Below are 23,294 nucleotides of genomic sequence, written 5' to 3' on the forward strand. Positions count from 1 at the left end.
GATCGCAGGTTAGGGGAATGAAAATGAACGAATACCTTGCCGGCCTGACTACGGAAGGGATTAATCCCGATACGATGTCGATCGACGAGTGCTCCACCGAGGAGATGCTGCGGCTGCTCAATCGGGAGGACTCGAAGGTGCCCGCGGCAGTCGAGGCCGAGATTCCGCGCATCATGGAAGCGGTCGACGCCATTCATGCCGCTCTTGCGCAGGGTGGCAGATTATATTACATCGGAGCCGGTACATCCGGCAGGCTCGGCGTGCTGGACGCCTCGGAGTGCCCGCCGACCTTCGGCACGGATCCGGCGCTCGTCCAAGGCCACATCGCCGGCGGAGACGTCGCGCTGCGGACGGCGGTCGAGGGCTGCGAGGACGACGGCGACGAGGGGCGCGCGCTGATCGACCGGATCGGCGTCACCGGACGCGATGCGGTCGTCGGCATCTCCGCCAGCGGCAGCGCGGCGTTCGTCATCGAGGCGCTGCGCCGGGCGCAGGAGATCGGAGCGGCGGCGATCGGCCTCGTGAACAATAAAAATACAAAAGTCGCCGAGGTATGCGACATTTGCATCGCTCCGGTCGTCGGTAATGAAGTGATCGCCGGCTCGACCCGCCTCAAGGCGGGCACCGCGCAGAAGCTCGTGCTCAACATGCTCAGCACATGCACGATGGTGAAGCTCGGCAAGACGTACAACAACCTCATGGTCGACCTCAAGGCGAGCAACAAGAAGCTGCACGACCGCTCGCTGCGCATCATCGTCCGGGCGACCGGCGCGAGCGAGGGGCAGGCGGCCGACGCGCTCGAGCGGGCGTCGAAGGATACCAAGCTCGCCATCATGATGCTGCAGACGGGGCTTGGCCCGGAGGCGGCGCGGCAGGCGCTCGAGGGCAGCTCCGGCAATCTCAAGGAGGCAATCCGCATTTGCGCCGGAGCGGGCTGAACGAAGCCGGCGACAGCGTCATGCGATTCCCATATACGAACTTGTCTATTGAAAAGGGAGGATCTTGAACCATGACAAAAAGATCAAGATTGACGGCAAGTGTACTCGCTCTCACCGTCGCGGCCGGCGTGCTCGGCGCCTGCGGCTCCAACAACGGCAACGAACCCGCCGGCAATGCGGCCGGCAACGCGGGAGGAGAAGGCGCCGCTGCGGCGAAAGATACGATCACGGCGCTGCTGCCTCCGGTATCCGCGAACTTCCAGGCCAACTTCAAGCAGATGGAAGAGGAGTTCACCAAGCAGTACCCGAACCTGACGCTCAAGATCGAGCCGGCGAGCTGGGAGGACATGACCCAGAAGCTCGACACCCAGGTGAACGCGGGCAGCCCGCCGGACATCGCCTTCATGGGCTCCGAGGGCATCGCCAAGTACGTGCCGATGGGCATGGTTATGGACATCAAGGACGCCGTCACGCCGGAGATGGTCGCCGACTTCGACGAAGGCCCGCTCAAGTACATGTACAACGGCGAAGGCCTCTACGGCTTCCCGGCCTACATGGAGGTGCACGCGATCGGCGGCAACAAGCCATTCCTCGAGGAAGCGGGCATCGACTGGAAGAAGATCCAGCAGTCCGGCTGGACGTTCGACGAGTTCCGCGAGGCGATCAAGAAGGGCGTCGTCAAGGAAGGCGACACGACCAAGCGCTACGGCTTCGTCTTCGCCACGGCCGGCGTCACCTCCAAGGACTACCTCGGCATCCTCGTGAAGAACGCCGGCATGCCGGCCGCCTTCGACAAGGACCTGAAGTACGCCTATACGAGCAAGAACTACCTGACGCTGCTCACGAACATCCGCCAGATGATCGACGACGGCTCGATGCCCAAGGAGCTGAGCTCCATCGACGCCGGCAAGCGCTGGAACATGTTCCTGACCGGCCAGACGATGATTACGGGCAAAGGCATGGCGGTGTTCGAGAACTCGTCGCGCCTCAACAACGAGAAGCTCGACGCCAATGACGGCAGCGCCGTCAAGGACAGCATCAAGACCGACTACGTCGTGCTGCCGGTCCCTTCGTTCGCCGGCCAGCCGGCCGTAGCCAACGCGATCGTCGACGGCTACGTCACGTTCCGCGGCAAGAAGGAGCCGACGGCCGAGCATAAGGCGAACGTCGCCAAGGCCGCCTACTTCCTGGCCAGCGGCCAAGTCGCGGCGACGACGAACAGCGAGCTGTTCTCCGCGCCGATCGCCAAGTCTTCCCGCGAAGCGATGAAGAGCATCGAGAGCAAGCAGAGCGACTACAACAAGGCCGCGGTCGAGCACCTGCTCACTACGGCGGCGCCGGCCCGTCCGGACATCCCGGCCGAGCTCGCCGCCAAGGCGATCAAGCTGGAGACGGAAGTCATCGTGCCGAAGCTGCAAGCGCTGCTTGCAGGCGAGTCGACGCCGGAGAAAATGTACGAGGACGTGAAGAAAGCCGCGATCGATACGTTCGGAGCGGACGGAGTCGTGCAAGACTGATTTCCAGCCTCGGATAGCCGCCCCCGCGGCTATCCGATCTCTTTTATCGGACCAATCGTCCTCTATGCACGATCAGCGGAAGCGGAAAGGAGTCCTGCATCATGGCACGAGAAGCATCTACCATCAAAACCCGTAACCGGCTGAACCGAGGAGACGGCGGCTGGGCTTATGCCTTCATCGCCGTTGCCCTCGTCGTCTACGCCATGTTCACGGCTTATCCCGTCATCAGCGCCTTCATCATCAGCTTCCAGAACTATCAGCCGCTCGGCTCCACCTATGTCGGCTTCGAGAATTACGAGAACGTCTTCAAGAGCGCGCTGTTCTGGAAAGCGATGGGCAATACCGTCATCTACACCGTGCTCACCGTGCCGGTGGCGCTGCTGCTCAGCTTCGGCGTGGCGATCCTCATCATGCCGCTGCGCAAATGGATGCAGACCAGCTTCAAGGCCATCTACTACCTGCCGGCAGTCGCCTCCGGCGTCGCGCTGTCCGTCGTCTGGCTGTGGATCTTCGACCCGATGCAGGGCGGCATCCTCAACCAGCTGCTCGGCGTGCTCGGCATCCCCAGCCAGAACTGGCTCGGCTCCAGCTCCACCTCGATGTTCTCGCTCGTGCTCATGAGCTGGCTGTCCAGCCACGGCACCAGCATCATCATCTACGTCGCCGCCCTGCTGGGCATCGACAACAGCTATTACGAGGCGGCCGACATCGACGGCGCTTCGTTCCTGCAGAAGATGTGGCATATCGTCGTCCCGTGCCTCAAGCCGACGACGCTGTTCCTGCTCGTCACCGGCGTCATCGGGTCGTTCCAGGTCTTCCAGAACGCCTACCTGATGACCGGCGGCGGACCGGACCACAGCACGACGATGGTCGGCCTGCTCATCTTCGACACGGCGTTCAAGTACTTCGAATTCGGCGACGCAGCCGCGCAATCGCTCGTGCTCGCGCTCGTCATCGCCATCATGGCCTTCGTCCAGTTCAAGTTCCTGGGCAAGGACGTGGAATATTAAGCGGAAGGAGGCCGGGACATGGGCTTATACAACAATCACTTAGGCAACTCTTTCCTGAAGGGCGCACGCAATACGGCCATCATCATCCTCCTTCTGCTGTTCGCGCTGGCGACGCTGTTCCCGATCTACTTCATGATTATGTCGTCGTTCGGGGATCCGATCGAGGCGGGCGCGGTCAGCTATTCGATCTGGCCGGAGAAGTTCTCGCTGGAGTCCTACAAGTTCTTCTTCGACTACAGCGAGTACTCGTACCGCTGGCTGGGCAACTCCCTGCTCGTCGCGACCGTGACGATGGTGTCCAACGTCGTGTTCGCCACGATGGCGGGCTACGCTTTCGCCAAGATCAATTTCCGAGGCAGCAAGCTGCTGTTCGCCATCCTGCTCGGCGCCATGATGATTCCGTATCAGGTGACGCAGGTGCCGCTCTACATCCTGATCGTGAACGTGTTCGACATCTCCAACACGTACACGGCGCTCATCGCGCCGAGCCTGGTCACGGTGTACAACATCTTCCTGGCCAAGCAGTTCATGAGCTCCATCCCCAAGGAGATTCTCGAAAGCGCCAAGGTCGAGGGCTGCAGCCAGTGGCAGATCCTGACGCGCATCGTCATGCCGCTGTCCAAGACGGTCATGGCCGTCATGGCGATCCTCACCTTCATGGAGTCGTGGAATACGTTCTTCTGGCCGTTCCTCGTCACGAACACGATGGACATGCAGACGATCCAGGTCGGCCTCAAGAACTTCCGCTTCGCCAACACGACCTACTTCGCGCCGATGATGGCGGGAGCGACCGTATCGGCGCTGCCGATGTTCATCCTGTTCTTCAGCCTGCAGAAATACTTCCTGGAAGGCGTGACGGTCGGCGCGGTCAAAGGCTGAGCCGAGTGGTGCGGAGGGCGGCTCTTGGCGAGCCGCCCTTCAGCTTGATGCAGCCGGCGCATCGCCGGCCGGACCGGCCGCGCCGGCAGGAGGGAACCCATCATGAAGATCCGCAACTGGAACGAGCAAGACCGCCGGGGCGCGCTCGGGCTCTGGAACCGGGAGGCCGTCCGCGATGGCTACAAGCCGCTGGATGAAGCGGGCTTCGCGGCGCTGATCGCGGACCACCCGCAGTTCGATCCGGGAACCGCGTTCGTCGCCGAGGGCGGCGGCGAGCTGCAGGGCCTGGCGATCGGCTGCACGGGCGACGAGCTGCCGCTCGGGGCGCAGGCGGGCTACATCACCTGCGTGCTGGCGGACTCCGCGCTCGGCGAGGCCGAGGCGGACCGCTTGCGGCGGGAGCTGCTGACCCGTCTGGAGGAACGGTTCGCCGAGCTCGGCAAGAGCCAGGCCGACGTGCTGTTCTTCAACCCGATGCGGCTGCCATGGCTCGTGCCGGGCACGCCCGGCCATGAGCACAACAACGCGCCGGGCGCGCCGGAGGGCGGCGCGCTGCACGGGCTGCTGCTGGAGGCCGGCTACGCCGTGCGCTCGCTGCAGCACGGGATGCACCTGGACCTGACGCGGTTCGAGGTGCCGGAGTCCATCCTGGTGAAAAGATCGCGCGCGTCCGCCGAAGGCTACGCCGTCGAAAGGCTCGACCCGGCCCGCCACGAGGGTCTGGCCGAGCTGCTGGACGCGCTCGGCAATCCGCTCTGGCAGCGCGAGATCGCGGACTGCGCCGCGCGCGGCGTGCCGGTCGTGGCGGCCGTCCACGGCAGCCGGCTCGCCGGCTTCGCCGGACCGGTCGTGCGCGAGCCGAGCGGGCGCGGCTACTTCGCCGGCATCGGGGTCCATCCGCAGCATGAGGGGCACGGGCTCGGCAGCCTGCTGTTCTTCTCGCTCTGCGAGGCGTTCCGATCGATCGGCACCGACTATATGACGCTGTTCACCGGGAGCGAGAACCCCGCTATGCGCATCTACGACAAAGCCGGATTCAAGACGGCGAAAACATTCGCCGTCATGAGAAAGGAAGGGATCGGATCATGAGCGAACGAAAGCAGCGGACGATACTGGGCATCGGAGCGCATGTCGGCGACGTGGAGCTCGTCGCCGGAGGCGTGCTGGCCAGCCATCATCTCCAGGGAGACAAGATCGCGACGCTGGCGCTGACGGCCGGCGAGCGCGGCGTGCCCGAGGGGCAGGACGTGCAGGACTACCGCGAGCAGAAGGTGCGCGAGGCGAACACGTTCGCGGGCATGCTCGGCGGCGAGGCGCGCGTATTCGAGATTCCGGACGGCGAGATTCCCGACGACGAGGCGATCCGCCTGCGCGTCTGCGACGTCATCCGCGAGGTCAAGCCGGACATCATCATCACGCACCATTGCAACAGCATGCACAAGGACCACGCGACGACGCACCGCATCGTGAACGACGCCCGCTTCTTCGCAGGGCTCAAGGCGATGGAGCGGGAGCGTCCGGCGCACTTCGCCGGCAAGCTCTACTACGGCGAGAACTGGGAGGACGCGGTCGGCTACGTGCCGTACGTGTATGTCGGCTTCGACCAGCAGGCGTTCGACCTGTGGATCGAGGCGCTCTCGACGCACTGGTTCGTCACCGGCAGCAAGTCGTTCGCCTACATGGATTACTACAAGAGCCTGGCGCGCGTGCGCGGCTGCGAGATGCGCGGCCTGTACGCGGAGACGTTCATGATCCCGGCGGAAACGATGCGCCTCCGCCAGCAGGAGCTGTAGCTCATGGCGATTGAATTCGGAATCGACCGGATCGGCGAAGCCGCTCCGGTGCTGCAGGGACGGCGGATCGGGCTCATTACCGGCCCGACCGGCATCGATGCCGAGTGGCGGTCGACGATCGACGTGCTGCAGGAACGCTTCGGGCTTGCGGCGATGTTCTCGCCGGAGCACGGCGTACGCGGCGACATCGCCGCCGGGGGGCTGGTCGACACCTATATCGACGAGCGGACGGGCGTGCCGGTATACAGCCTGTACCGCAAGGACTCCAAGCGGATGACGCCGGACATGCTGGAGAAGATCGACGTGCTGGTCTACGATATCCAGGACATCGGCACGCGCTATTATACCTATATCTACACGATGCTGTACGCGATGCAGGACTGCGCGGCGGCGGGCATCCCGTTCGTCGTGCTCGACCGGCCGAACCCGCTGGACGGCGTCACGGTCGAGGGCGGCCTGCTCGACCCGGACTTCCGCTCCTTCGTCGGCGACTATCCGCTGCCGGTGCGCTACGGCCTGACGGCCGGCGAGCTGGCCGTCATGGCCAATGCCGAACAGGGCTGGGGCGCGGAGCTGTACGTCGTGAGCTGCCGCGGCTGGTCGAGGGAGGCGCGCTTCCCGGCGCTCGGGCGCCCGTGGATCGCGCCGTCGCTGAACATCCCGCGCTGGGAGACGGCGCTGCTCTATCCGGGCACCTGCCTGTTCGAGGGCACGAACCTGTCCGAGGGGCGCGGCACGGCCGCCCCGTTCGAGCAGATCGGGGCGCCGTTCGTCGACGCCGAGCGTCTCGCGGCCGAGATGAACGCGCTGCGGCTGCCGGGCGTCCGGTTCCGCCCGGCCTACTTCCAGCCTAGCTCGTCCAAGCATGCCGGCACGCTGTGCCGCGGCGTCCAAGCGCATGTGACGGATCCCGCCACGGTGCGCCCGGTCGAGGTCGGCGTGCGGCTGCTGCTCGCCGTGCGCTCGCTGTTTCCGGAGGCGGAGTTCCTCGCTCCGTACCGCGAGGGCGGCCGGCCGTTCATCGACCTGCTGGCCGGCGGAGACTTGTACCGGGGCATGCGGAGCGCGGCCGACGCGGATGCGCTGCTGGAGCGCTTCGCCGCCGACAGCGCGGCCTTCGCCGAGCGCAAGGCGGCGTATCACCTGTACTAGAGCGGAGAGGGAGGAGCAGACATGGAGTATTGGCTGGGCCTGGACGGCGGCGGCACGCGCACGACCGTATGCGCGGAGGACGCGGCCGGTTCGGAGCTGGCGCGCTTCGAGGTCGGAGCGCTCAACATCAACGGCCAGCGCGCCGGCGCGGCCGAGGAGGCGCTGGCGGAGGCGGCGCGCGAGCTGGAGCGCCGCGGGCTGCCGCTCGGCGGCTGCGTCTCGCTCGCCGTCGGCGCGGCCGGCATCAGCAACCCGCAGGCGCGGGAGCGCCTGGCGGCCGCGCTCGCGGAGCTTGCGTTCCGCGGCGAGCTGACGCTGGCCGGCGATCAGGAGACGGCGCTCGCCGGCGCGCTGGAGGGACGCCCCGGCATCGCGCTCATCGCCGGGACGGGCTCGATCGCCTACGGCCGGAGCGAGGCCGGAGAGACGCATCGCGCCGGCGGCTTCGGCCATCTGATCGACGACGAGGGCAGCGGCTACGCGATCGGCCGCGACATGCTCGCCGCGATCGTGCGTGCCGCCGACGGGCGCTCGCGGCCGACGGCGCTGGCGGAGCCGGCGTTCCGGCAGCTCGGCCTGGAGCCGGGCCGCCTGCCGGAGCTCGTGCGCTGGGTGTACGACCCCGCGCGTCCCAAAAGCTCCGTCGCCGCGCTCGCGCCGCTGCTCCAGCCCGCCTGCGAGGCCGGCGACGCCGCCGCGCTCGCCATCGCCCGCCGCGCGGCCGGCGCGCTCGCCGAGCTCGCCGAGGCGGTCGCCGCCCGGCTCGGCCTCGGCGGCGGCGAGCTGGCGCCGCTCGGCAGCGTGCTGCTCCGCTGCGCGCCCGTGCGGGACGCCTTCGCCGAGCGGCTGGCCGAGCGGCTGCCGCAGCTGAGCCTGACGGCGGCCCGCCGCGATGCGGCAAGCGGCGCGGTGCTGCTCGCCCGGCGCGCCCGGCCCGCAAGCGGGGAGGAGGGCTCGCCATGCTGAGCTGGCGTCCCCGCAGGCCGTACGCGCTCGCCGTCGGCCTCATGTCCGGCACCTCGCTCGACGGCGTGGATGCGGCCGTCGTCCGCTTCGAGGGCGAGGGGCTCGGGACGACCGCCGAGCTGCTGCATTTCCATACGCAGCCGTATGACGAGCCGCTGCGCGAGGCGCTGCGGCGGCTGTGCGAGCCGGGAGCGGCGGACGTGCAGGACCTGTGCGGCATGAATGCCTGGCTCGGCGGCCGCTTCGCGGAAGCGGCGCGCGCCGCCGTGAGCGAGGCCGGGCTCGCCATGGCCGACATCGATTTCGTCAGCTCCCACGGCCAGACCGTCTGGCATATGCCCGAGCCGCCGGCGAATTCGCCGTTCCTCGCGCCGTCCACCCTGCAGCTGGGCGACCTGTCCGTGCTGGCTGCGCGCACCGGCGTGCCGGCGGTCGGCGACTTCCGCCCGGCCGACATGGCCCATGGCGGCCAGGGAGCGCCGCTCGTGCCGTACGGCGATCTCGTGCTGCTGCGCCATCCGGATCGCGGCCGTCTCCTGCAGAACATCGGCGGCATCGGCAACTGCACCGTGCTGCCGGCCGGAGCCGGTCCGGACGACGTCGCCGGCTTCGATACCGGGCCCGGCAACATGGTCATCGACCGGGTCGTGCAGCGGCTGACGGATGGACGCCTCGCTTATGACGCGGACGGCGCGCTGGCAGCCCAGGGCACGGCTCACGAAGGGCTGCTCGCCGAGCTGCTGGCGCATCCGTACTTCGTGCAGCCGCCGCCCAAGTCGACCGGCCGCGAGCTTTTCGGCTCCGACTACGCCGCGGAGCTGCTGGCCCGCGCCGAATCGCTCGGGCTGTCCACGGCCGATGCGGTCGCGACCGCGACCGCGCTGACCGCCCGCTCCATCGCAGACGCCCTGCGGCGCTTCGTCCTGCCGCATCTCCGCATCGACGAGGTCATCGTCAGCGGCGGCGGGGCGCGCAACCGTACGCTCATGCGGATGCTGGCGGAGCGGCTGCCGGAGCAGCGCGTCGCGGACTCCGGCGAATTCGGCCTGCCGGGCGATGCCAAGGAGGCGGTGCTGTTCGCGCTGCTCGGCTACCATTTCCTGCTGGGCATCCCGAACAGCCTTCCCTCCGTGACGGGAGCCTCCCGCGCGGCGGTCATGGGCAAGCTCGCGCTGCCATGACCGGCTCCGTTTTTTTCCAAGCCCGGCTCTGCCGGGCTTTTTTTCGTTCCCCGGACCGATTCTTCAGGGCGCCAAGCGCCCCGCGGCCCGGCGGATCGAGGAATTTTCCCCTCATCGATGCCTAGGAAGTATGGTATGGTTATCCTATTCAAGACGAAAGGCGGAGCCATCCGCCGCTTACAGGAGAAAGAATCATGATGACCTTGAAGGAATGGAAGCAGGCCTGCCGGGATTCCGGCATGGATGCTTCCGTAATGCCGCCCTTCGCGCGGCGATATGGGCCGGAGCGGCTGCAGGAGCAGCTGGAGCGCTATGCCGAGCTGCTGGACGTCTGCCGCTCCTTCACCGAGGAGCTGCTGGAGTCCGTGCCGGACGAGCCGATTCTGGTCGCCGTCAACGATGCGGAGGGGCATGTGCTCGCCTTTTTCGGCAACCGCGCGATGGAAGCGCCGCTCAAGGAGAAGTACGGCATCGTGCCGGGAGTCGGCTACGGCGAGGAGCTGGGGCCGAGCTCCGTCCATGCCTGCATGGCCAGCGGCCGTCCGGCCCAGCTCATCGGCAAGGATCATTACCACGAGCCGCTCCATGATTCCGCCTGCATGACGGCGCCTCTTTTCCGCTCGGAGGACGGGAGAGGCCGACCGTGGGCGGGCATCAGCTTCCTGCTGCAATCGGACAGCGTGCATCCTCATCTGATGGCGCTCCTCCGCTCCATGACGGCTTCCATGGAGAGGGAGCTGGAGCTGAGGCGGCAGAACGCCCGTCAGGCGATCCTCACTCAGGTGCTGCTTCAGACTTCTTATTATGGTGTCGTGCTGGTCGACCCGTCGGGGCGCATCGTCTCGATGAACGAGCGCAGCGTCGAGCTGATGAAGCTGAAGCATCCGGCCGAAGGAGAGCTTTGCGGAGAGCTGCCGATCATCGGCGCTTCCCTGCACGAGATGCTCGTGCAGCAAGGGACCGAGCCGATCCTCGCCTGCGCGATCAAGGAGCGGGGCAAGGACGGCCTCCGGCACTACATGTGCGACTTCCTGCCCGTGACCGACAACGACGGGCGGCTGCTCGTCATCGTCGCCATGCTTCGCGACATGACCGATGCCAAGCGGGCCGACGACATGCTGCACGGGTCCGAGAAGCTCGTGCTCGCCGGACAGATCGCGGTCGGCCTTGCCCATGAGATCCGCAATCCGCTGACGGTCATCCGCGGCATGCTGCAGTTCACCGCGGACCGGATCAAGCGCGAGCACTATGAGCTGATTTTGAGCGAGCTGGACCGGATCGGCCTGATCGTCACCGACTTCATGGCGCTCGGCCAGCAAAAGGCGCCTCAGCTCCGTCCGGAGCCGATCGACGCGATCGTCGAGGAGACGCTGCAGATGGTGGAGTTCCAGATCAAGAAGGACGGCATCCGGATCAAGAGGCAGTACGAGGGAGCGGAGATCGTCTACGGCGACCGCAACCAGATCAAGCAGGTGCTGCTGAACGTGCTCCGCAATGCCGCCGAGGCGATGCCGCAGGGCGGCTTCATCGACGTGCGGCTCCGCGCCGTAGACGGCCGCCAGCGCATCGAGATCGCCGACACCGGCATGGGCATGGGCGAGGAGCAGCTCGAGCGCCTCGGGGAGGTGTTCCACACGACCAAAAAAGGCGGGAGCGGCCTCGGCCTCGCCATCGTCAAGCGCATCATGGACGCGCACGGAAGCCGGATTCGATTCGAGAGCGAGCCGGGACGGGGCACCACTGTCGTGCTGGACTTTCCGATCCATCCGATTCGCAGGCTCAGTTATCCGTTCCTCTCCTCCTGAGCGGACGCCTGCAAGCGGCCGGACGGGAAAGAGGGACATTTTGGCCGGGAGAAAGGAGACGAGACGCATGAAGCAGCAGCAAAGCGGCACAACGGCGCCGATCGGGGCACCGGACTACAGCATCGACGGACGGATCGCGATCGTCACCGGCGCGAGCCGGGGCATCGGACGCGGCCTCGCCGAGGCGCTTGCCGCGGCGGGGGCGGTCGTCGTAGCGACGGCGCGCAGGCTGGACGATCTAAGGCCGCTACTGGACGACATCGAGGCGGCCGGCGGTCGCGCGGCCGGGTATGAGCTGGACGTGCGCGACGTCGGCGCGATCGGCCGGACGTTCGGCCGGATCGCCGAGGAGCATGGGGCGATCGACATTCTCGTCAACAACGCCGGCGTCGGCGACGGCATGGCGGCCGAGGACATCACCGAGGCATACTGGGACGAGATGATGGACGTCAATCTGAAAGGGCTGTTCTTCTGCTCGCAGGCGGCGGGACGGATCATGCTGAAGCAAGGCCGCGGCAGGATCGTGAATGTCAGCTCGCAAGTGAGCATCGTCGGCATCCCCGACGGGGCCGCCTACTGCGCGTCCAAGGGCGGCGTCAACCAGCTGACCAAGGTGCTGGCGCTGGAATGGGGCGCGCGCGGCATCGGCGTGAACGCGGTCGGACCGACGTTCATCTATACGCCGGGCACGGCCGACCGGCTGGACGAGCCCGAGTTCCGCCGCTCCGTGCTGGAGCGCATCCCGGCGGGGCGGATCGGCACGATCCAGGACGTGGCGGGAGCGGTCATCTATCTCGCTTCGCCCGCGTCGGATCTGGTGAACGGCACGCTGCTGCTCGTCGACGGAGGCTGGACGGCGCGCTGAAAGCGGCGCAGCCTGGAGGGGAGCCGAGCGAGAAGCGGCTCCCCTTTTCGGGCGGACCGGTATTGCTCGGAGCCGGGCTTGTCGCGTTTTTCCAATCCAGGGAAGCGGCCCTCGCGATATGCTGGTCGTGAGGACGAATTCAGCGACGAGGAGATGGAATCATGGAAGAGCTTCGCTATACGATCTACGTCAACGCTTCTCCGGAAGCGGTATGGAAAGCGTTCATCGAGCCGGAGGGGACGCGCGCGATCTTTTTCGGCTCCGTGCTGGAGTCCGACTTCAAGCCCGGCTCCGAGTACCGCTACGTCGGCCCGGGAACGGACGGGGACCGGACGGTCCACGTGTACGGCAGCATCCTGGAGTTCGAGCCGCACTCGCGCATGAGCTATACCGAGCATCCGGGTCCGTCCTACCGGGACAACCACGCCGAGCTGGAGACCCGCATCACGATGACGCTCGAGCCGGCCGGAACGGCGACCAAGCTCACGCTCGTCAACGACCGCTGGCCCGAAGGACATCCATCGTACGAAAAGACGCGCGAGAGCTGGCCGATGATTCTGAGCAGCGCCAAGACGTTCGTGGAGACCGGCAAGACGATCGATTACGGCTGGTAAGCGGAGCGGACGCGTCGGACCCCGGCAAAGGGGACGGCGCGTCCGCTTCTTCGCATCTTCGCCGCGAGTCCGCAGTCCCGATTCTCCGGAGCGGCGGCTCCGGTGGGTGGGGTAGCGGCAACAAGCAAGCAGCCTTGCGCGATGCCGGCGAATGGACTATGATGGAAGGGACACCGATCCGATGGAACGACAAAAAGCCTGCCCGGAATCTCTTCCGGACAAGCTAGAATCGTAGCATGGGAGCGGCTATCCTCGCGACAGGAGGTGAACCTCATGGCAAAAGACGTACTGTGCGAAGTAGACAGCTGCAAAAACTGGGCTTCCGGCAACAAATGCAACGCTTCGTCCATCTATGTGACCAGCAATCGCGGACAAGCGAGCAACTCCGAAGAAACCGACTGCAAAACCTTTGAAGCGAAATGATCCGATCCATTTTTCATCAGGCAGCCGTGCCAGCGGCTGTCTTTTCGTTTCGCTTTCTTTACTATACTCAATAATGATTATTGTTATCAAGTCCTTTTTGAGAAAGTTTTTCAAAAAGTTCTTCCCCGCCGCCTCCGGTCCTATGGTACAATCAAGCCTTGGTACTGGTAATATTTTACGGATAAGGAGCGGAAGGGAAGGGAAATGAAATTTGTTCCAAAAAGAGAGCTGGCTCCGGCCTGCTTGAGCTGGCTGGCGATCGGCCTCTTGCTGCTCGGAGGCGGGGTCGGCTGGACCGAGGGCGAAGGAGTGGCGTCCAAGGCGGCCTCGTCCGTAGTGCTGCTGACCGGCGGGCTGCTCGCCTGGATCTGGCTCGGCACGTCCTATCGGCTGGACGAGGACGAGCTCGTGCTCCAGGCCGGGCCGATCGTCAAGCGCCTGCCGTATCGCAGGCTGGTGCACCTGAGGCCTGCGGCGGCATGGCCGATCGGGCTGTTCTCCTTGCGGGGCCATGAGCTGGCGGCGGGTCCGTACGACCGGTATTCGATCGCGCCTCGCGACATGGAGCGCTTCGTCCGGGAGCTCCGGCAGAGATGTCCGCAGCTGGTCGTCGATCTGGAGCGGGACGGCAGGGCTTCTTGACGGGGCGGCAGCCAAGCGGGAGAAAAGACAAGGGACGAAGCGGCAGACCGCTTCGTCCCTTTTTTCGTGGAGCCGGATCAGCGGACGGACCGCCGGTTGCGGTAGAGCAGGTAGAGGAAGAACGGCGCGCCGACCGCAGACGTGAAGACGCCGACGGGAACGTCGTACGGCAAGAAGGCGGTGCGCGCGACGAGATCGGCGAGCACGACGATCAGGGCGCCGCACAGCGCCGACACCGGCAGCAGCCGCGAGGCGGCCGGTCCGACGAGCTGGCGCGCGAGATGGGGGCCGATGAGGCCGACGAAGCCGATCGACCCGCCGATCGCGACCGCCGAGCCCGCCAGGCCGACGCTGATCGCGATCAGCCCTCTGCGGCTGCGCTCGACATGGCTGCCGACGCCGGCGGCCGACTCGTCGGACAGCATGAGCACGTTCAGCGTACGGCCGCTGCGCAGGGCGAGCAGCAGGAACAGGGCGGTCCAGGGGAGCAGCGTAAACACATGCTGCCAGGACGTGCCGTAGACGGTGCCGGTGAGCCAGATGTACGCGTCCGTAGCGGTGTAGACGGAGCTCAGCAGCAGGATCGCGCTCGTGAAGGCCGAGGACAGCGCGCCGATGCCGATGCCGACGAGGATGAGGCGTCCCGGCTCGATGCCGCGCCTCCAGGCGGCGGCGTAGACGAGGACGGCGAGCAGCGCCGCTCCCGCCATCGCGGCAGCCGGCAGCCAGTGGATGCTGACTCCCGGCGGGCGGAATGTGAGGAATGCGGCTGCTGCGGCGGCGGCGCCGCCGGTGATGCCGACGAGGTCGGGCGCGGCCAGCGGATTGCGGAACACGCCCTGCAGCAGCGCGCCGGCCGCAGAAAGCGCCGCTCCGGCCAGAGCGGCGACGACGAGGCGCGGGAGGCGGAATTCCCGCACGATGACGACATGCTCGGCAGCGCCGGCGCCGCCGAGCGCCCGCAGCATGAGGGAGGGACGGATGTACGTCTCTCCGAGCAGCAGATAGGCGATGCCGGCGACGAGGAGCGCAGAGCCGAGCAGCAGCGGCCACATCCACGCGCTGCTGCGGGCGCGGTCGCGCCAGGATGAGCCAGGCGGGCCCCCTGCCGCTCGGGCGGCGAAGTCCGTCCGTCGATCAGGGCTGCCGAAGGGAGGGGCGTCGTGCCTGCTGTCCTCGGCGGCAGGCTTGGGCGATGGACGGCGGCTCATACGATGCGTCTCCTTTTGCGGGCGATATAGAGGAAGAAGGGCGCGCCCACGACCGCGGTGAGCACGCCGACCGGCAGCTCGCGCGGCAGGATGACGTAGCGGGCGGCGACGTCGGCGACGAGCAGCAGCACGGCTCCGAGCAGCATGCTGTACGGAACCATCCAGCGATGGTCCAGGCCGGAGAAGAAGCGCGCCACGACCGGGATGACGAGGCCGATGAAGCCGATCGGCCCGGCGACGGCGACGGAGCCGCCCGCCAGCAGCACGATTGCGGCGCCGCCCGCGAGCTTGACGAGGGAGATGCGCAGGCCGAGGCCTTTGGCCGTCTCCTCGCCGGCGGCGAGCAGGTTGAGATGGCGGCCCAGCAGCCACGCCGCCAGCATGCTGGCGAGCATGTAGGGCGCAACGGCAGCGAGGATGCCGAGCGGACGCCCGGCGATGGAGCCGCTCAGCCAGAACAGCACGTCCTGCAGCGAGGCCTGGTTGCGGACGAGCAGACCTTGCGTGCCGGAGGCGAACAGCGCGCTCATCGCCGCGCCGGCGAGCACGATGCGCAGCGGGGACAGGCTGTCGCTGCCGAGCGCGCTCAGCGCGTAGACGAGCGCCGCCGCGACGGCCGCTCCGCCGAAGGCCGCCCAGGCGAGCCCGGTCTGGCTTTCGATGCGGAGCACGGTGAGGGCGAAGACGACGGCGAGCGCGGCGCCGGAATTGATGCCGAGGATGGACGGCGAGGCGAGCGGGTTGCGCGTGATCGCCTGCATGACGACGCCGGCGACGGCGAGGCTCGCGCCGACGGCCGCGGCGATGAGCGCGCGCGGCAGCCGGGTGAGCCGGATGACGGCCTGGCTCATGGACGTCTCGTCGTAGCGCGTCATGGCCGCCCAGGCGTCGTCGAAGCTGACGCGGGTGTAGCCGAGCATGATGTTGGCCGCAAAGGCGAGCAGCAGCAGCGCCGCGCCTGCGGCCAGCCCGGCGGCCTTGAGCGCCGCGCCGGGCAGTCCGGTTGGATTCATCTGGTGGAATCGCTCCTGTTCTGGTGCCGCTCCGGCATGGACGGGCGGCCGTCTCGCGCGGCGGAGCCGGCCGGAATCGGCCCGGGCGGTCCGGGAGGCGCGGAAAATCCCGCCCCGCGCAAGTCGGCGCGAGGCGGGACGGCAAGCGGAATGACCTTTCCCCAGTCCGGTTCGGGCCGGTTGCTGCGGAAAGCGGGGGCTTGTCCCCGGTCAGGCGGCTAGGCTAGTCGATATTGAAGTAGAAGTACAGGTCGTCGAGCATCTTGTCGGCCGCGATCGGGCCGCCGGAGAGGTTCCAGTTGACGGCATTGACCTTGTAGTACTTCTTGTTCTTGACGGCGCGCAGGTTGGACCAGAGCGCGTTGTCGATCCATTCCTTCTGCGTCTTGTAGATCGCGCCGTCGCCGTCCCAGTCGACCGTGAAGTCGAAGATGTAGTCGGCGTCGAGCAGCGGCGTCTGCTCCTTGGACGGAATGTTGAAGATGTCGGTCGCGATGTCGGTCTGGGCTTTCGGGAAGCGGAAGCCGAGGTCGCTGAGGATGTTGGAGGCGAAGCCTTCCAGGTAGAAGCGTGCCGTGCCGTTGTAGTTGATGCGCATGACGGTCACTTCGGTGCTGCGGATATCGGCGCCCATCTGTTTTTTGAAGTCGGCGGTGCGGGAGGCCCACTTCGTGAGGTAGGCGTCGGCTTTGCCTTGCTTGTTCAGCACGTCGGCGGCGAACTTCAGGTTCTCCTGCCAGCTGAAGACGTCCTCGGTCATGACGGTCGGCGCGATCTTGCTCAGCTGGCCGTCGATCTTCTCATGGCGCATCTTGGAGCCGATGATGAGGTCCGGCTTGAGGGCGGCGATCGCCTCGAGGTTCGGCTGCGTCTCGTCGCCGAGATCCTTCACCCCGATCAGGCTCGGACGCAGGTATTCGTAGAAAGGCTGCTGCAGGTACGATTCGACGGCGCCGACGGGCTTCACGCCGAGCAGCACGCTCGTGTCGACCATGCCGTTGAACAGGATGACGACGCGCTGCGGCACGCTTTTCAGCGTCGTGGAGCCCATGGCGTGCTTGACGGTCTTCTGCGTCAGGACGGACAGCGTTTTGGACGAGCCGCTCCAGGACGTCCAGACGCCGAGCGCGTCGGACAGGGAGGCGGCCGGCACGAGCACGTCCTTGCCTTTGGCTACCGGCACGGCGGCGAGCGTGTAGGCTTTGCCGTTCAGCGTCGCCTTGACGCTGCCGGGGGTGAAGCCGATCGAGCGGGCGCCGCGCTTGATGACCCATTTCTTCGTCTTGGCGTCGACTTGGTAGGTCGCGTTCAGCTTGACGGCGAAGGCGGCTGCAGGCAGGTACACGCGGCCGTTGATGATGGAAGGCTTGACGGAGCCGAAGCTGGCGGCGCTGCCGTTGATCTTGACGGAGACGGCGGGAGCCGCCGCGGCCGCTGCGGCCGGGAGCAGCCCGAGCGCGAGCGCGAAGCTCAGGAGGAGGGCGAGGATGCGGTTGCGGACGAGAGTCATGGGTAGAAGATCACCTTTCTGCGAGTGGATTGGGCGGTGCTAGGAACGGACCGGCAGGACAGCATCCGGGAGAACGGCAGACCGCGAGCTCGGCGAAGCTGTTGTGCAAGCGCGAGGTAAGGCACGGAGCCTGCAAGGGACAAGTAAGGGACAGGTAAGGAGCAAGCGCGGAGCAAGCGCGAAGCAAGCACGGAGCAAGCACGGAGCAAGCACGGGCAAGCGCGGAGCAAGCACGGAGCAAGCACGGAGCAAGCACGGGCAAGCGCGGAGCAAGCACGGAGCCTGCACGGAGCAAGCGCGGAGCAAGCGCGGAGCAAGCACGGGCAAGGCCCGTTGAAGGCTCGAGCGCAGCCGCCTGGGCTAGGCTCCCGCGCAGGAGCGAGAGCCGATGCCGGAGAGGGCGCGTTGCGCCATGCCGGATCACGATGCCGGACCGAGCAGCTGCTCCTGCAGGTCGCGGTACGTCTGGTACAGGCGGTACGACACGTCAACGGGGCTTTCCGGCTCGGCGGCGTCGGGCTTCAGCAGTCGGCCTAGGTCGGCGCGCGCCGCTTCCGCTTTGGCCGCATCCAGCTCCTTCAGGTCGGGCTCGATCGTCAGCCAAAGTCCGGCGAGGCGGACGGTCAGCTCGCGCGATTCCGCCTCGTCGCCGGCTTCGGCTGCCTGCTTGAGCTCCTTGACCGCATCGCGGCTGAGCTGAAGTCCTTCGGCGGCATCGGCGGCCGGCAGCGGCTCGATGCCGCTCCAGCCCGCCGCGTCCGCCTCGGTGCCGCTGGCTGCGGCGTCCGCCTTGGCGGCTGCGGCTGCGGCGTCTTCGCCGCCCTCCGCCCGGCCGGAGCCGGACGGCGCGCCGGTGCCTGCCGAGCAGCCGCCGAGCAGCAGCGCGATCGCCAGCAGGGCGGCAAGTGCGGCAGCGCGAGCGGTTGCGCAGCCTTCTTGAAGCAGACTTATCTTTTGAAGCAAGGACATCCCCCATTTGCAGCGAAAGCTGAAATTGAAAATCATTCTCAATTCATTTTAGACAGAATGGATGCGATTGGGTATGCACGCCATTGTCTCAGTTGCATGGACTGGGTTGTCCGGCTAAGGCCGATGAAGGGGGGGGGATGGAACGCTGACTTCAGCTGCAAAGCGAGGCTCGCGAAGGGTGAGAGCAGGAGCTTTTGGGTCGATTCGTACGGAGTGGCGGAGGAGAGAAGGAGACGGGGAAAAGGCCTGTCGACGCGCGCAAGGGGGCGGGTCGACAGGCCGATCGCACGGCGGGCGGGGCGAACAAAGCGCGGCTGCAGCAGGGCTTCCCGCAGATTGCGGGCAAAGGCAAAACAAGCCGATTGCCGGATGGAGGCCCGTCATCCCTGGATGCGGGAATGTCCGGCTGTTTTTCAATAAGCCCAAAGGAGGTCGGACTTTACCGGCGCCGGGCCGGCTCGAACCAGGAAGCCCTCTTCACCGTAACGATTCCTGGCGTGCTTAGCGGCCTTTTTTTTGCGTTCATGACCAGCTAACGACGCGTCAGACGCTTAGAACCATCCGACGTTCTCGTTCCGCTCGTTTTCCTCGATGATTTCAAGGCTAAGCCCGCCACACGTCGTTGGCTGGCTCGGCGTCTGGATTCATGCTTGCTGCCGAGCTGATTCGTCGTTAGCTTTGGCTTTCGGCAGGATGCGGCGCGGCCAGAGCTTTGGGAGACAGCCTATGGGCGGACGGCACAGAAGCCGGCAAGCGAACGGCGGCAAGCGTACGGCCGCAAGCGTACGGCCGCAAGCGCGGCGCGAGGACGGAATCGTCCATCCATGCCAAGGATGCCGGCCGGCGGCTAGCGGCTGAGCTCTGCGCCCGCTTCTTCCCAGAAGGAGAAGCGCAGCATCGGGCTGAGCAGCGGATGGAGCACGCTCACATGGCCTTCGCCCTCGAATTCCGCATACGACAGCCGGAGGCGGCCGGATTCGGCTAGAGGCAGCAGGCGCCGCTTCAGCTCGCGCGTGTCCTGCAGCATCGAGCCTTTCTCGCCTTCCCCGATGGCGAGCATCAGCGCCGCCGAGCCGCCGGAATTCAGGCGGGCTTCCAGCTCGGGCAGCAGCTCCAGCAGCATCCGCTCGTTCCACCAGAGCGACGGGCTGCCGGCGATGTGGGAGCGGAACAGCTCGGGACGGCGGATGAGCGCGTAGAGCGAGAAGAAGCCGCCGAGCGAATGGCCGAACAGCGTCCGGCGCTGCGGATCGAGCGGATAGCGCCGCATGAGCTCCGGCAGCAGCTCCTCCTGCATGAAGTCGAGGAACGCTTCGGCGCCGCCGTTCGCGGGCCAAGGCGTGCCGTCCGGGCGCCGCCCCTGCATGTCGGCCGGGACGGTCAGGTCGACGAAGCGCCGATCGGTGGCGAACGGCTCGTCCGTCGGGTACCCGATGCCGACGACGAGGCCGGGCGGAAGCCCTTTGGGATGGCGGGTCTGCAAGCGCATCGCCTCGGCGAGCGAGGCGAAGACGGAATTGCCGTCGACGGCGCACAGCAGCGGATACCCGGAGGGCGGCGCGGGCTTCTTCGGAACATGAACGAAAATGCTGTAGTCCAAGCCGGCTCGGCTCGTCATGGCGAAGCATTCCGTGCCCGGCACGGAGTAGCGGACCGGCAGCGCGACGCAAGGCGTGACGGAGGCATGAAGATCGGCCGCATCCGCCGGCAGCAAGGCGGAAAGTTCCGCTTCCCGCCGGCCCGCCGCTCGCGCCGCCGCATCGATCGAGGCTGCCCGCGAAACGTCGGCGATGGGCGCCGCTGGCGCAGCGCCGACGGCCCGCCCGCTCCATGCTCCGACGTCTGTGGGGCGGCCGTCAGCCGCCGCCGGGGCCGGCCTGGACGCTTCGGCCGCGCCGCTGCGCGCCAGGTCCGCCGGCTCCGCCTCTGCCGCGCCGAACAGGAAGCGGAGCGCGGCCGGGAAGCGCAGCGCCATGAACATGGCGTCATGCGTGCCTCCCGGCTCCAGCTCCAGCCTCAGCCGCTGCGGCGGGAAGCCCTTCGCCAGCAGGATGCGGGCCGCCTCCGGCACGGAGGCGGCCATGCCGCGCTGGCGGTTCGTCTTGAGGCTGCCCTCGGCGGTGCCGACCGACAGGTACAGCCGCAGCCTCCCATCCGGCGCAGCCTCGCGCCGGATGTAGTCGAGCGCTCCCTCGTACCAGAGCGAGGGGGAGATCGCGGCGGCCGAGCCGAAGGCGTCGGGCCGCCAATAGGCGGCGAACAGGGCGATCAGCCCGCCCAGCGAGCCGCCGCCGATGCCGGTATGCTCCGGCTCCGGCATCGTGCGCAGATGTGCGTCGAGCGCGGGCTTGATGCGGTCCGCGAGCTCGTCGACGTAGGCGCGCCCCGCGCCGCCGAAGCCGGGCCGGCCGGGAGCGACGGCAGCGGCCGGCCATGGCGTGTAGTCGTCGTTGCGGCAGCCGGACGGCACGCCGGCGACGATGAGCTCCGGCAGCTCGCCGGAGGCGTAGAGCGAGTCGATGTAGTTGACGCTATGCTCCATCAGCTCGGCGTCGTCCTGCACGTACAGGACAGGGTAGCGCCGGCTGCCGCCGCCGTCGTACGACGGGGGCAGGTACACGGACAGCATGCGGCCGGCGGCGGGAATGGATTCGAATTTCATGGATGGTCTCCTTTCAGCGCGCCGTCTTCTGACGGATCAGCAGCCAGACGAAATAAGGCGCCCCGATGATCGAGATGACGATGCCGGCCGGCAGCTCCGAGGGCGAGAAGGCGGTGCGGCCGACGTAGTCTCCGGCCATGACGAGCGCCGCGCCGAGCAGGGCGCTCAGCGGCAGGAGGCGCCGATGCGACAGTCCCGCCAGCCGCGCCGCCATATGGGGCGCGATCAGGCCGACGAAGCCGATGCTGCCGCTCACGGCGACGCCGGCCGCGACGAGTCCGGCGGACAGCAGCAGCAGCGTGCGGCGCTCCCGCTTCAGGGCGACGCCGAGCCCGCTCAGGCTCTCGTCGCTCAGGCGCATCAGGTCGAGCATGCGCGACTTGGCCCACAGCGCCGGCAGCAGGAGCAGCACCCAGGGCAGCACGGCGAGCACGTACAGCCAGTTGGCCGAGTTCAGGCTGCCGGACAGCCAGACGGCCGCCCGCTCGAAGTCCTGCGGATTCATTTTGAGCGAGAGGTACAGCGTCGCCGCGCCGAATCCGGAGGTGACGGCGATGCCGACGAGCAGCAGCTTCTGCGGATCGAGGCTGCCGCGCGAGCGGGCAAGCGCGAAGATGAGTCCGCCGGCCGCGAGTCCGCCGACAGTGCCGTACAGCGGCATCGTCATGACGGCGGCAAGCCCCTCCAGACGGACGATATCGCGCAGCGCGAGCATGAACAGCACGACGGCGAGCCCGGCTCCGGCGTTGATGCCGAGGATGCCGGGGTCGGCGAGTCCGTTGCGCGTCAGGCTCTGCACGGCCGCTCCGGCCGCGCCGAGCGACAGCCCGACGAGGGCGGCGAGCACGATGCGCGGCAGGCGGAAGCCGAACACGACGAGCCGCTGGTCGGCGTCGGCCGCGCCGCCGGCCAGCGTGCGCAGCGCGTCCGGCACGGACAGCGCGAACTCGCCGGTCGTGACGCCGAGCAGGGCGATGAGCAGGATCGCGGCGGCCGCGCCAAGGACGGCAAGCCGGAAGGCGCGGCGGGAGCCTTTGCCGGATGCGGGCGCAGCCGCGGACGCGAGCAAGGCTGTCCGGCGGCCGCTCTCGCCGACGGCGCGGGCGTCGTCCGGATGGCGCTGGCTGGACTCAGGCATGGCTGGACGCCCCCTTTCGCCGGATGAGGTAGAGGAAGAACGGCACGCCGAACAGCGCGGTGACGATGCCGATCGGCGTCTCGAACGGCGCGTTCATGAAGCGGGAGAGCAGGTCGCAGAACGTCAGGAACAGCGCTCCGAGCACGGCGGACAGCGGGATGATCCAGCGGTAGTCGCTGCCGGCGATGAACCGCGCGATATGCGGGATGATGAGGCCGATGAAGGCGATCTTGCCCGCGATCGCGACGGCGGTGCCGGTCAGCAGCACGACGGCGAGTATGGAGAGCAGCTTGACCCGGCGCACGTTCTGGCCGAGGCTCGCTCCGGTCTCCTCGCCGAGGGCGAGCGCCGAGACGGGACGGGCGAGCAGCAGCGCCAGCGCGAGGCCGATTATGGCGAACGGCAGCGCGAGCTGCACGAGCTCGGGGTCCATCTGATGCAGCCGCGCGTTGTACCAGAAGCTGATCTTTTGCGGGATGCGGAAGTACATGGCGAGGGCGTCGGCGATGCCGCCGAGGAACATGCCGGCCAGCGCCCCGAGGATGGCCAGCTTCACCGGGGAGCTGCCGCCGGGCACGAGCGAGGCGATGCCGAACACGATCGCCGCGCCGAGCGCGGAGCCCGCCATCGAGACGAAGATGAGGCCGGTCCCGCTCAGGTCGGGGAGGAAGACCATCGCCAGCGTCACGGCGAGCACGGAGCCGTCCGCCACGCCGAGCAGGGACGGGGAGGCGAGCGGATTGCGCGTGATGCCCTGCATGAGCGCGCCCGACACGGCGAGGAAGGCGCCGACGAGCAGCGCCCCGAAGCCGCGCGGCAGCCGGGAGTGGCGGATGATCTGATGGTCCACGTTGCCGGGATCGAAGCGCGTCACTGCGGCCCACACATCTGCCGCGCCGATCGATTTGGCCCCGTACAGCGCCGAGAAGACAACGAGAAGCAAAGCAGCTGCCGGAGCCATCAGGAGGATGGCCGCCGGCAGCGTTTTGGATCGCTTCATGGAAAG

At 67.3% G+C, this 23,294-nt stretch carries 21 protein-coding genes; 14 read left to right on the plus strand and 7 right to left on the minus strand.

Translation table 11 applies throughout. From position 1 onward, the window contains the following. The first annotated feature begins 23 nt into the window (after positions 1–23). The 14 genes from murQ to HGI30_RS01020 all read left to right on the plus strand — a co-directional run bounded on the left by murQ (position 24) and on the right by HGI30_RS01020 (position 13,785). A complete protein-coding gene (gene murQ, locus HGI30_RS00955; protein WP_168905993.1) occupies positions 24–938 on the plus strand; it encodes an N-acetylmuramic acid 6-phosphate etherase in 915 nt (304 codons plus the stop codon). A gap of 71 nt (positions 939–1,009) precedes the next feature. After that, positions 1,010–2,455, plus strand: a complete 1,446-nt coding sequence (locus HGI30_RS00960; RefSeq protein WP_168905994.1) for an ABC transporter substrate-binding protein — start codon at positions 1,010–1,012, stop codon at positions 2,453–2,455. Positions 2,456–2,556: 101 nt separating this feature from the next. Further along, positions 2,557–3,465 carry a carbohydrate ABC transporter permease gene (locus tag HGI30_RS00965; protein WP_168905995.1) on the plus strand — a complete coding sequence of 303 codons (909 nt, stop codon included), beginning with the start codon at positions 2,557–2,559 and terminating at the stop codon, positions 3,463–3,465. A gap of 18 nt (positions 3,466–3,483) precedes the next feature. Then, complete coding sequence (locus tag HGI30_RS00970; RefSeq protein WP_168905996.1) at positions 3,484–4,344, plus strand: carbohydrate ABC transporter permease; 861 nt, start codon at positions 3,484–3,486, stop codon at positions 4,342–4,344. A 102-nt stretch (positions 4,345–4,446) separates the two neighbouring features. After that, positions 4,447–5,433, plus strand: a complete 987-nt coding sequence (locus HGI30_RS00975) for a GNAT family N-acetyltransferase (protein WP_168905997.1) — start codon at positions 4,447–4,449, stop codon at positions 5,431–5,433. Continuing rightward, a complete protein-coding gene (locus HGI30_RS00980) occupies positions 5,430–6,137 on the plus strand; it encodes a PIG-L deacetylase family protein (protein ID WP_168905998.1) in 708 nt (235 codons plus the stop codon). Before HGI30_RS00975 ends, HGI30_RS00980 begins: the two co-directional genes overlap by 4 nt. 3 nt (positions 6,138–6,140) lie before the next feature. Continuing rightward, a complete protein-coding gene (locus HGI30_RS00985; RefSeq protein ID WP_168905999.1) occupies positions 6,141–7,289 on the plus strand; it encodes an exo-beta-N-acetylmuramidase NamZ family protein in 1,149 nt (382 codons plus the stop codon). Between the two features lie 21 nt (positions 7,290–7,310). Continuing rightward, a complete protein-coding gene (locus tag HGI30_RS00990; RefSeq protein WP_168906000.1) occupies positions 7,311–8,255 on the plus strand; it encodes an N-acetylglucosamine kinase in 945 nt (314 codons plus the stop codon). Then, positions 8,249–9,436 carry an anhydro-N-acetylmuramic acid kinase gene (locus tag HGI30_RS00995; protein WP_168906001.1) on the plus strand — a complete coding sequence of 396 codons (1,188 nt, stop codon included), beginning with the start codon at positions 8,249–8,251 and terminating at the stop codon, positions 9,434–9,436. Before HGI30_RS00990 ends, HGI30_RS00995 begins: the two co-directional genes overlap by 7 nt. A 194-nt stretch (positions 9,437–9,630) precedes the next feature. After that, positions 9,631–11,241 (plus strand): ATP-binding protein, encoded by a 1,611-nt coding sequence (locus HGI30_RS01000; protein ID WP_168906002.1) that lies wholly within the window; start codon positions 9,631–9,633, stop codon positions 11,239–11,241. 67 nt (positions 11,242–11,308) lie between these two features. Continuing rightward, the gene (locus tag HGI30_RS01005; RefSeq protein WP_168906003.1) at positions 11,309–12,106 is read left to right on the plus strand and encodes an SDR family NAD(P)-dependent oxidoreductase; all 798 of its coding nucleotides are present in this window, start codon (positions 11,309–11,311) and stop codon (positions 12,104–12,106) included. A gap of 161 nt (positions 12,107–12,267) precedes the next feature. Then, positions 12,268–12,720, plus strand: coding sequence for an SRPBCC family protein (locus HGI30_RS01010; protein ID WP_168906004.1), 453 nt, complete (start codon positions 12,268–12,270; stop codon positions 12,718–12,720). A gap of 273 nt (positions 12,721–12,993) precedes the next feature. After that, a complete protein-coding gene (locus HGI30_RS01015; protein WP_084137598.1) occupies positions 12,994–13,143 on the plus strand; it encodes a DUF1540 domain-containing protein in 150 nt (49 codons plus the stop codon). A 204-nt stretch (positions 13,144–13,347) separates the two neighbouring features. Beyond that, a complete protein-coding gene (locus tag HGI30_RS01020; protein ID WP_168906005.1) occupies positions 13,348–13,785 on the plus strand; it encodes a PH domain-containing protein in 438 nt (145 codons plus the stop codon). 77 nt (positions 13,786–13,862) lie between these two features. Here the strand turns inward: HGI30_RS01020 and HGI30_RS01025 are convergent, their stop codons facing one another. From HGI30_RS01025 to HGI30_RS01055, 7 genes are all read right to left on the minus strand, one after another. Further along, a complete protein-coding gene (locus tag HGI30_RS01025; RefSeq protein ID WP_168906006.1) occupies positions 13,863–14,996 on the minus strand; it encodes a FecCD family ABC transporter permease in 1,134 nt (377 codons plus the stop codon). Beyond that, positions 14,993–16,009, minus strand: a complete 1,017-nt coding sequence (locus HGI30_RS01030) for a FecCD family ABC transporter permease (RefSeq protein WP_168906007.1) — start codon at positions 16,007–16,009, stop codon at positions 14,993–14,995. The genes HGI30_RS01025 and HGI30_RS01030 overlap by 4 nt, the downstream gene beginning before the upstream one ends. Before the next feature lie 223 nt (positions 16,010–16,232). Further along, the gene (locus HGI30_RS01035; protein WP_168906008.1) at positions 16,233–17,519 is read right to left on the minus strand and encodes an ABC transporter substrate-binding protein; all 1,287 of its coding nucleotides are present in this window, start codon (positions 17,517–17,519) and stop codon (positions 16,233–16,235) included. A gap of 420 nt (positions 17,520–17,939) precedes the next feature. Next, complete coding sequence (locus HGI30_RS01040; RefSeq protein ID WP_168906009.1) at positions 17,940–18,482, minus strand: hypothetical protein; 543 nt, start codon at positions 18,480–18,482, stop codon at positions 17,940–17,942. An 853-nt stretch (positions 18,483–19,335) separates the two neighbouring features. Then, positions 19,336–21,150, minus strand: coding sequence for an alpha/beta hydrolase (locus tag HGI30_RS01045; protein WP_168906010.1), 1,815 nt, complete (start codon positions 21,148–21,150; stop codon positions 19,336–19,338). Positions 21,151–21,163: 13 nt separating this feature from the next. Continuing rightward, positions 21,164–22,288 carry a FecCD family ABC transporter permease gene (locus HGI30_RS01050; protein ID WP_168906011.1) on the minus strand — a complete coding sequence of 375 codons (1,125 nt, stop codon included), beginning with the start codon at positions 22,286–22,288 and terminating at the stop codon, positions 21,164–21,166. Further along, the gene (locus tag HGI30_RS01055) at positions 22,281–23,288 is read right to left on the minus strand and encodes a FecCD family ABC transporter permease (RefSeq protein WP_168906012.1); all 1,008 of its coding nucleotides are present in this window, start codon (positions 23,286–23,288) and stop codon (positions 22,281–22,283) included. The genes HGI30_RS01050 and HGI30_RS01055 overlap by 8 nt, the downstream gene beginning before the upstream one ends. Positions 23,289–23,294 lie beyond the last annotated feature (6 nt).

This window comes from Paenibacillus albicereus (assembly GCF_012676905.1).
In the GTDB taxonomy this organism is placed as follows: domain Bacteria; phylum Bacillota; class Bacilli; order Paenibacillales; family Paenibacillaceae; genus Paenibacillus_O; species Paenibacillus_O albicereus.

Bases quoted from the DNA above. Each gene is read 5' to 3' on its own strand.
- HGI30_RS00990 (WP_168906000.1), top strand. From the start codon at position 7,311: ATGGAGTATTGGCTGGGCCTGGACGGCGGCGGCACGCGCACGACCGTA.
- HGI30_RS00960 (WP_168905994.1), top strand. From the start codon at position 1,010: ATGACAAAAAGATCAAGATTGACGGCAAGTGTACTCGCTCTCACCGTC.
- HGI30_RS00995 (WP_168906001.1), top strand. From the start codon at position 8,249: ATGCTGAGCTGGCGTCCCCGCAGGCCGTACGCGCTCGCCGTCGGCCTC.
- HGI30_RS00975 (WP_168905997.1), top strand. From the start codon at position 4,447: ATGAAGATCCGCAACTGGAACGAGCAAGACCGCCGGGGCGCGCTCGGG.
- HGI30_RS00965 (WP_168905995.1), top strand. From the start codon at position 2,557: ATGGCACGAGAAGCATCTACCATCAAAACCCGTAACCGGCTGAACCGA.
- HGI30_RS00970 (WP_168905996.1), top strand. From the start codon at position 3,484: ATGGGCTTATACAACAATCACTTAGGCAACTCTTTCCTGAAGGGCGCA.
- HGI30_RS01055 (WP_168906012.1), bottom strand. From the start codon at position 23,288: ATGAAGCGATCCAAAACGCTGCCGGCGGCCATCCTCCTGATGGCTCCG.
- HGI30_RS01005 (WP_168906003.1), top strand. From the start codon at position 11,309: ATGAAGCAGCAGCAAAGCGGCACAACGGCGCCGATCGGGGCACCGGAC.
- HGI30_RS01010 (WP_168906004.1), top strand. From the start codon at position 12,268: ATGGAAGAGCTTCGCTATACGATCTACGTCAACGCTTCTCCGGAAGCG.
- murQ (WP_168905993.1), top strand. From the start codon at position 24: ATGAACGAATACCTTGCCGGCCTGACTACGGAAGGGATTAATCCCGAT.
- HGI30_RS01020 (WP_168906005.1), top strand. From the start codon at position 13,348: ATGAAATTTGTTCCAAAAAGAGAGCTGGCTCCGGCCTGCTTGAGCTGG.
- HGI30_RS00980 (WP_168905998.1), top strand. From the start codon at position 5,430: ATGAGCGAACGAAAGCAGCGGACGATACTGGGCATCGGAGCGCATGTC.
- HGI30_RS01025 (WP_168906006.1), bottom strand. From the start codon at position 14,996: ATGAGCCGCCGTCCATCGCCCAAGCCTGCCGCCGAGGACAGCAGGCAC.
- HGI30_RS01030 (WP_168906007.1), bottom strand. From the start codon at position 16,009: ATGAATCCAACCGGACTGCCCGGCGCGGCGCTCAAGGCCGCCGGGCTG.
- HGI30_RS00985 (WP_168905999.1), top strand. From the start codon at position 6,141: ATGGCGATTGAATTCGGAATCGACCGGATCGGCGAAGCCGCTCCGGTG.
- HGI30_RS01015 (WP_084137598.1), top strand. From the start codon at position 12,994: ATGGCAAAAGACGTACTGTGCGAAGTAGACAGCTGCAAAAACTGGGCT.
- HGI30_RS01035 (WP_168906008.1), bottom strand. From the start codon at position 17,519: ATGACTCTCGTCCGCAACCGCATCCTCGCCCTCCTCCTGAGCTTCGCG.
- HGI30_RS01050 (WP_168906011.1), bottom strand. From the start codon at position 22,288: ATGCCTGAGTCCAGCCAGCGCCATCCGGACGACGCCCGCGCCGTCGGC.
- HGI30_RS01000 (WP_168906002.1), top strand. From the start codon at position 9,631: ATGATGACCTTGAAGGAATGGAAGCAGGCCTGCCGGGATTCCGGCATG.
- HGI30_RS01045 (WP_168906010.1), bottom strand. From the start codon at position 21,150: ATGAAATTCGAATCCATTCCCGCCGCCGGCCGCATGCTGTCCGTGTAC.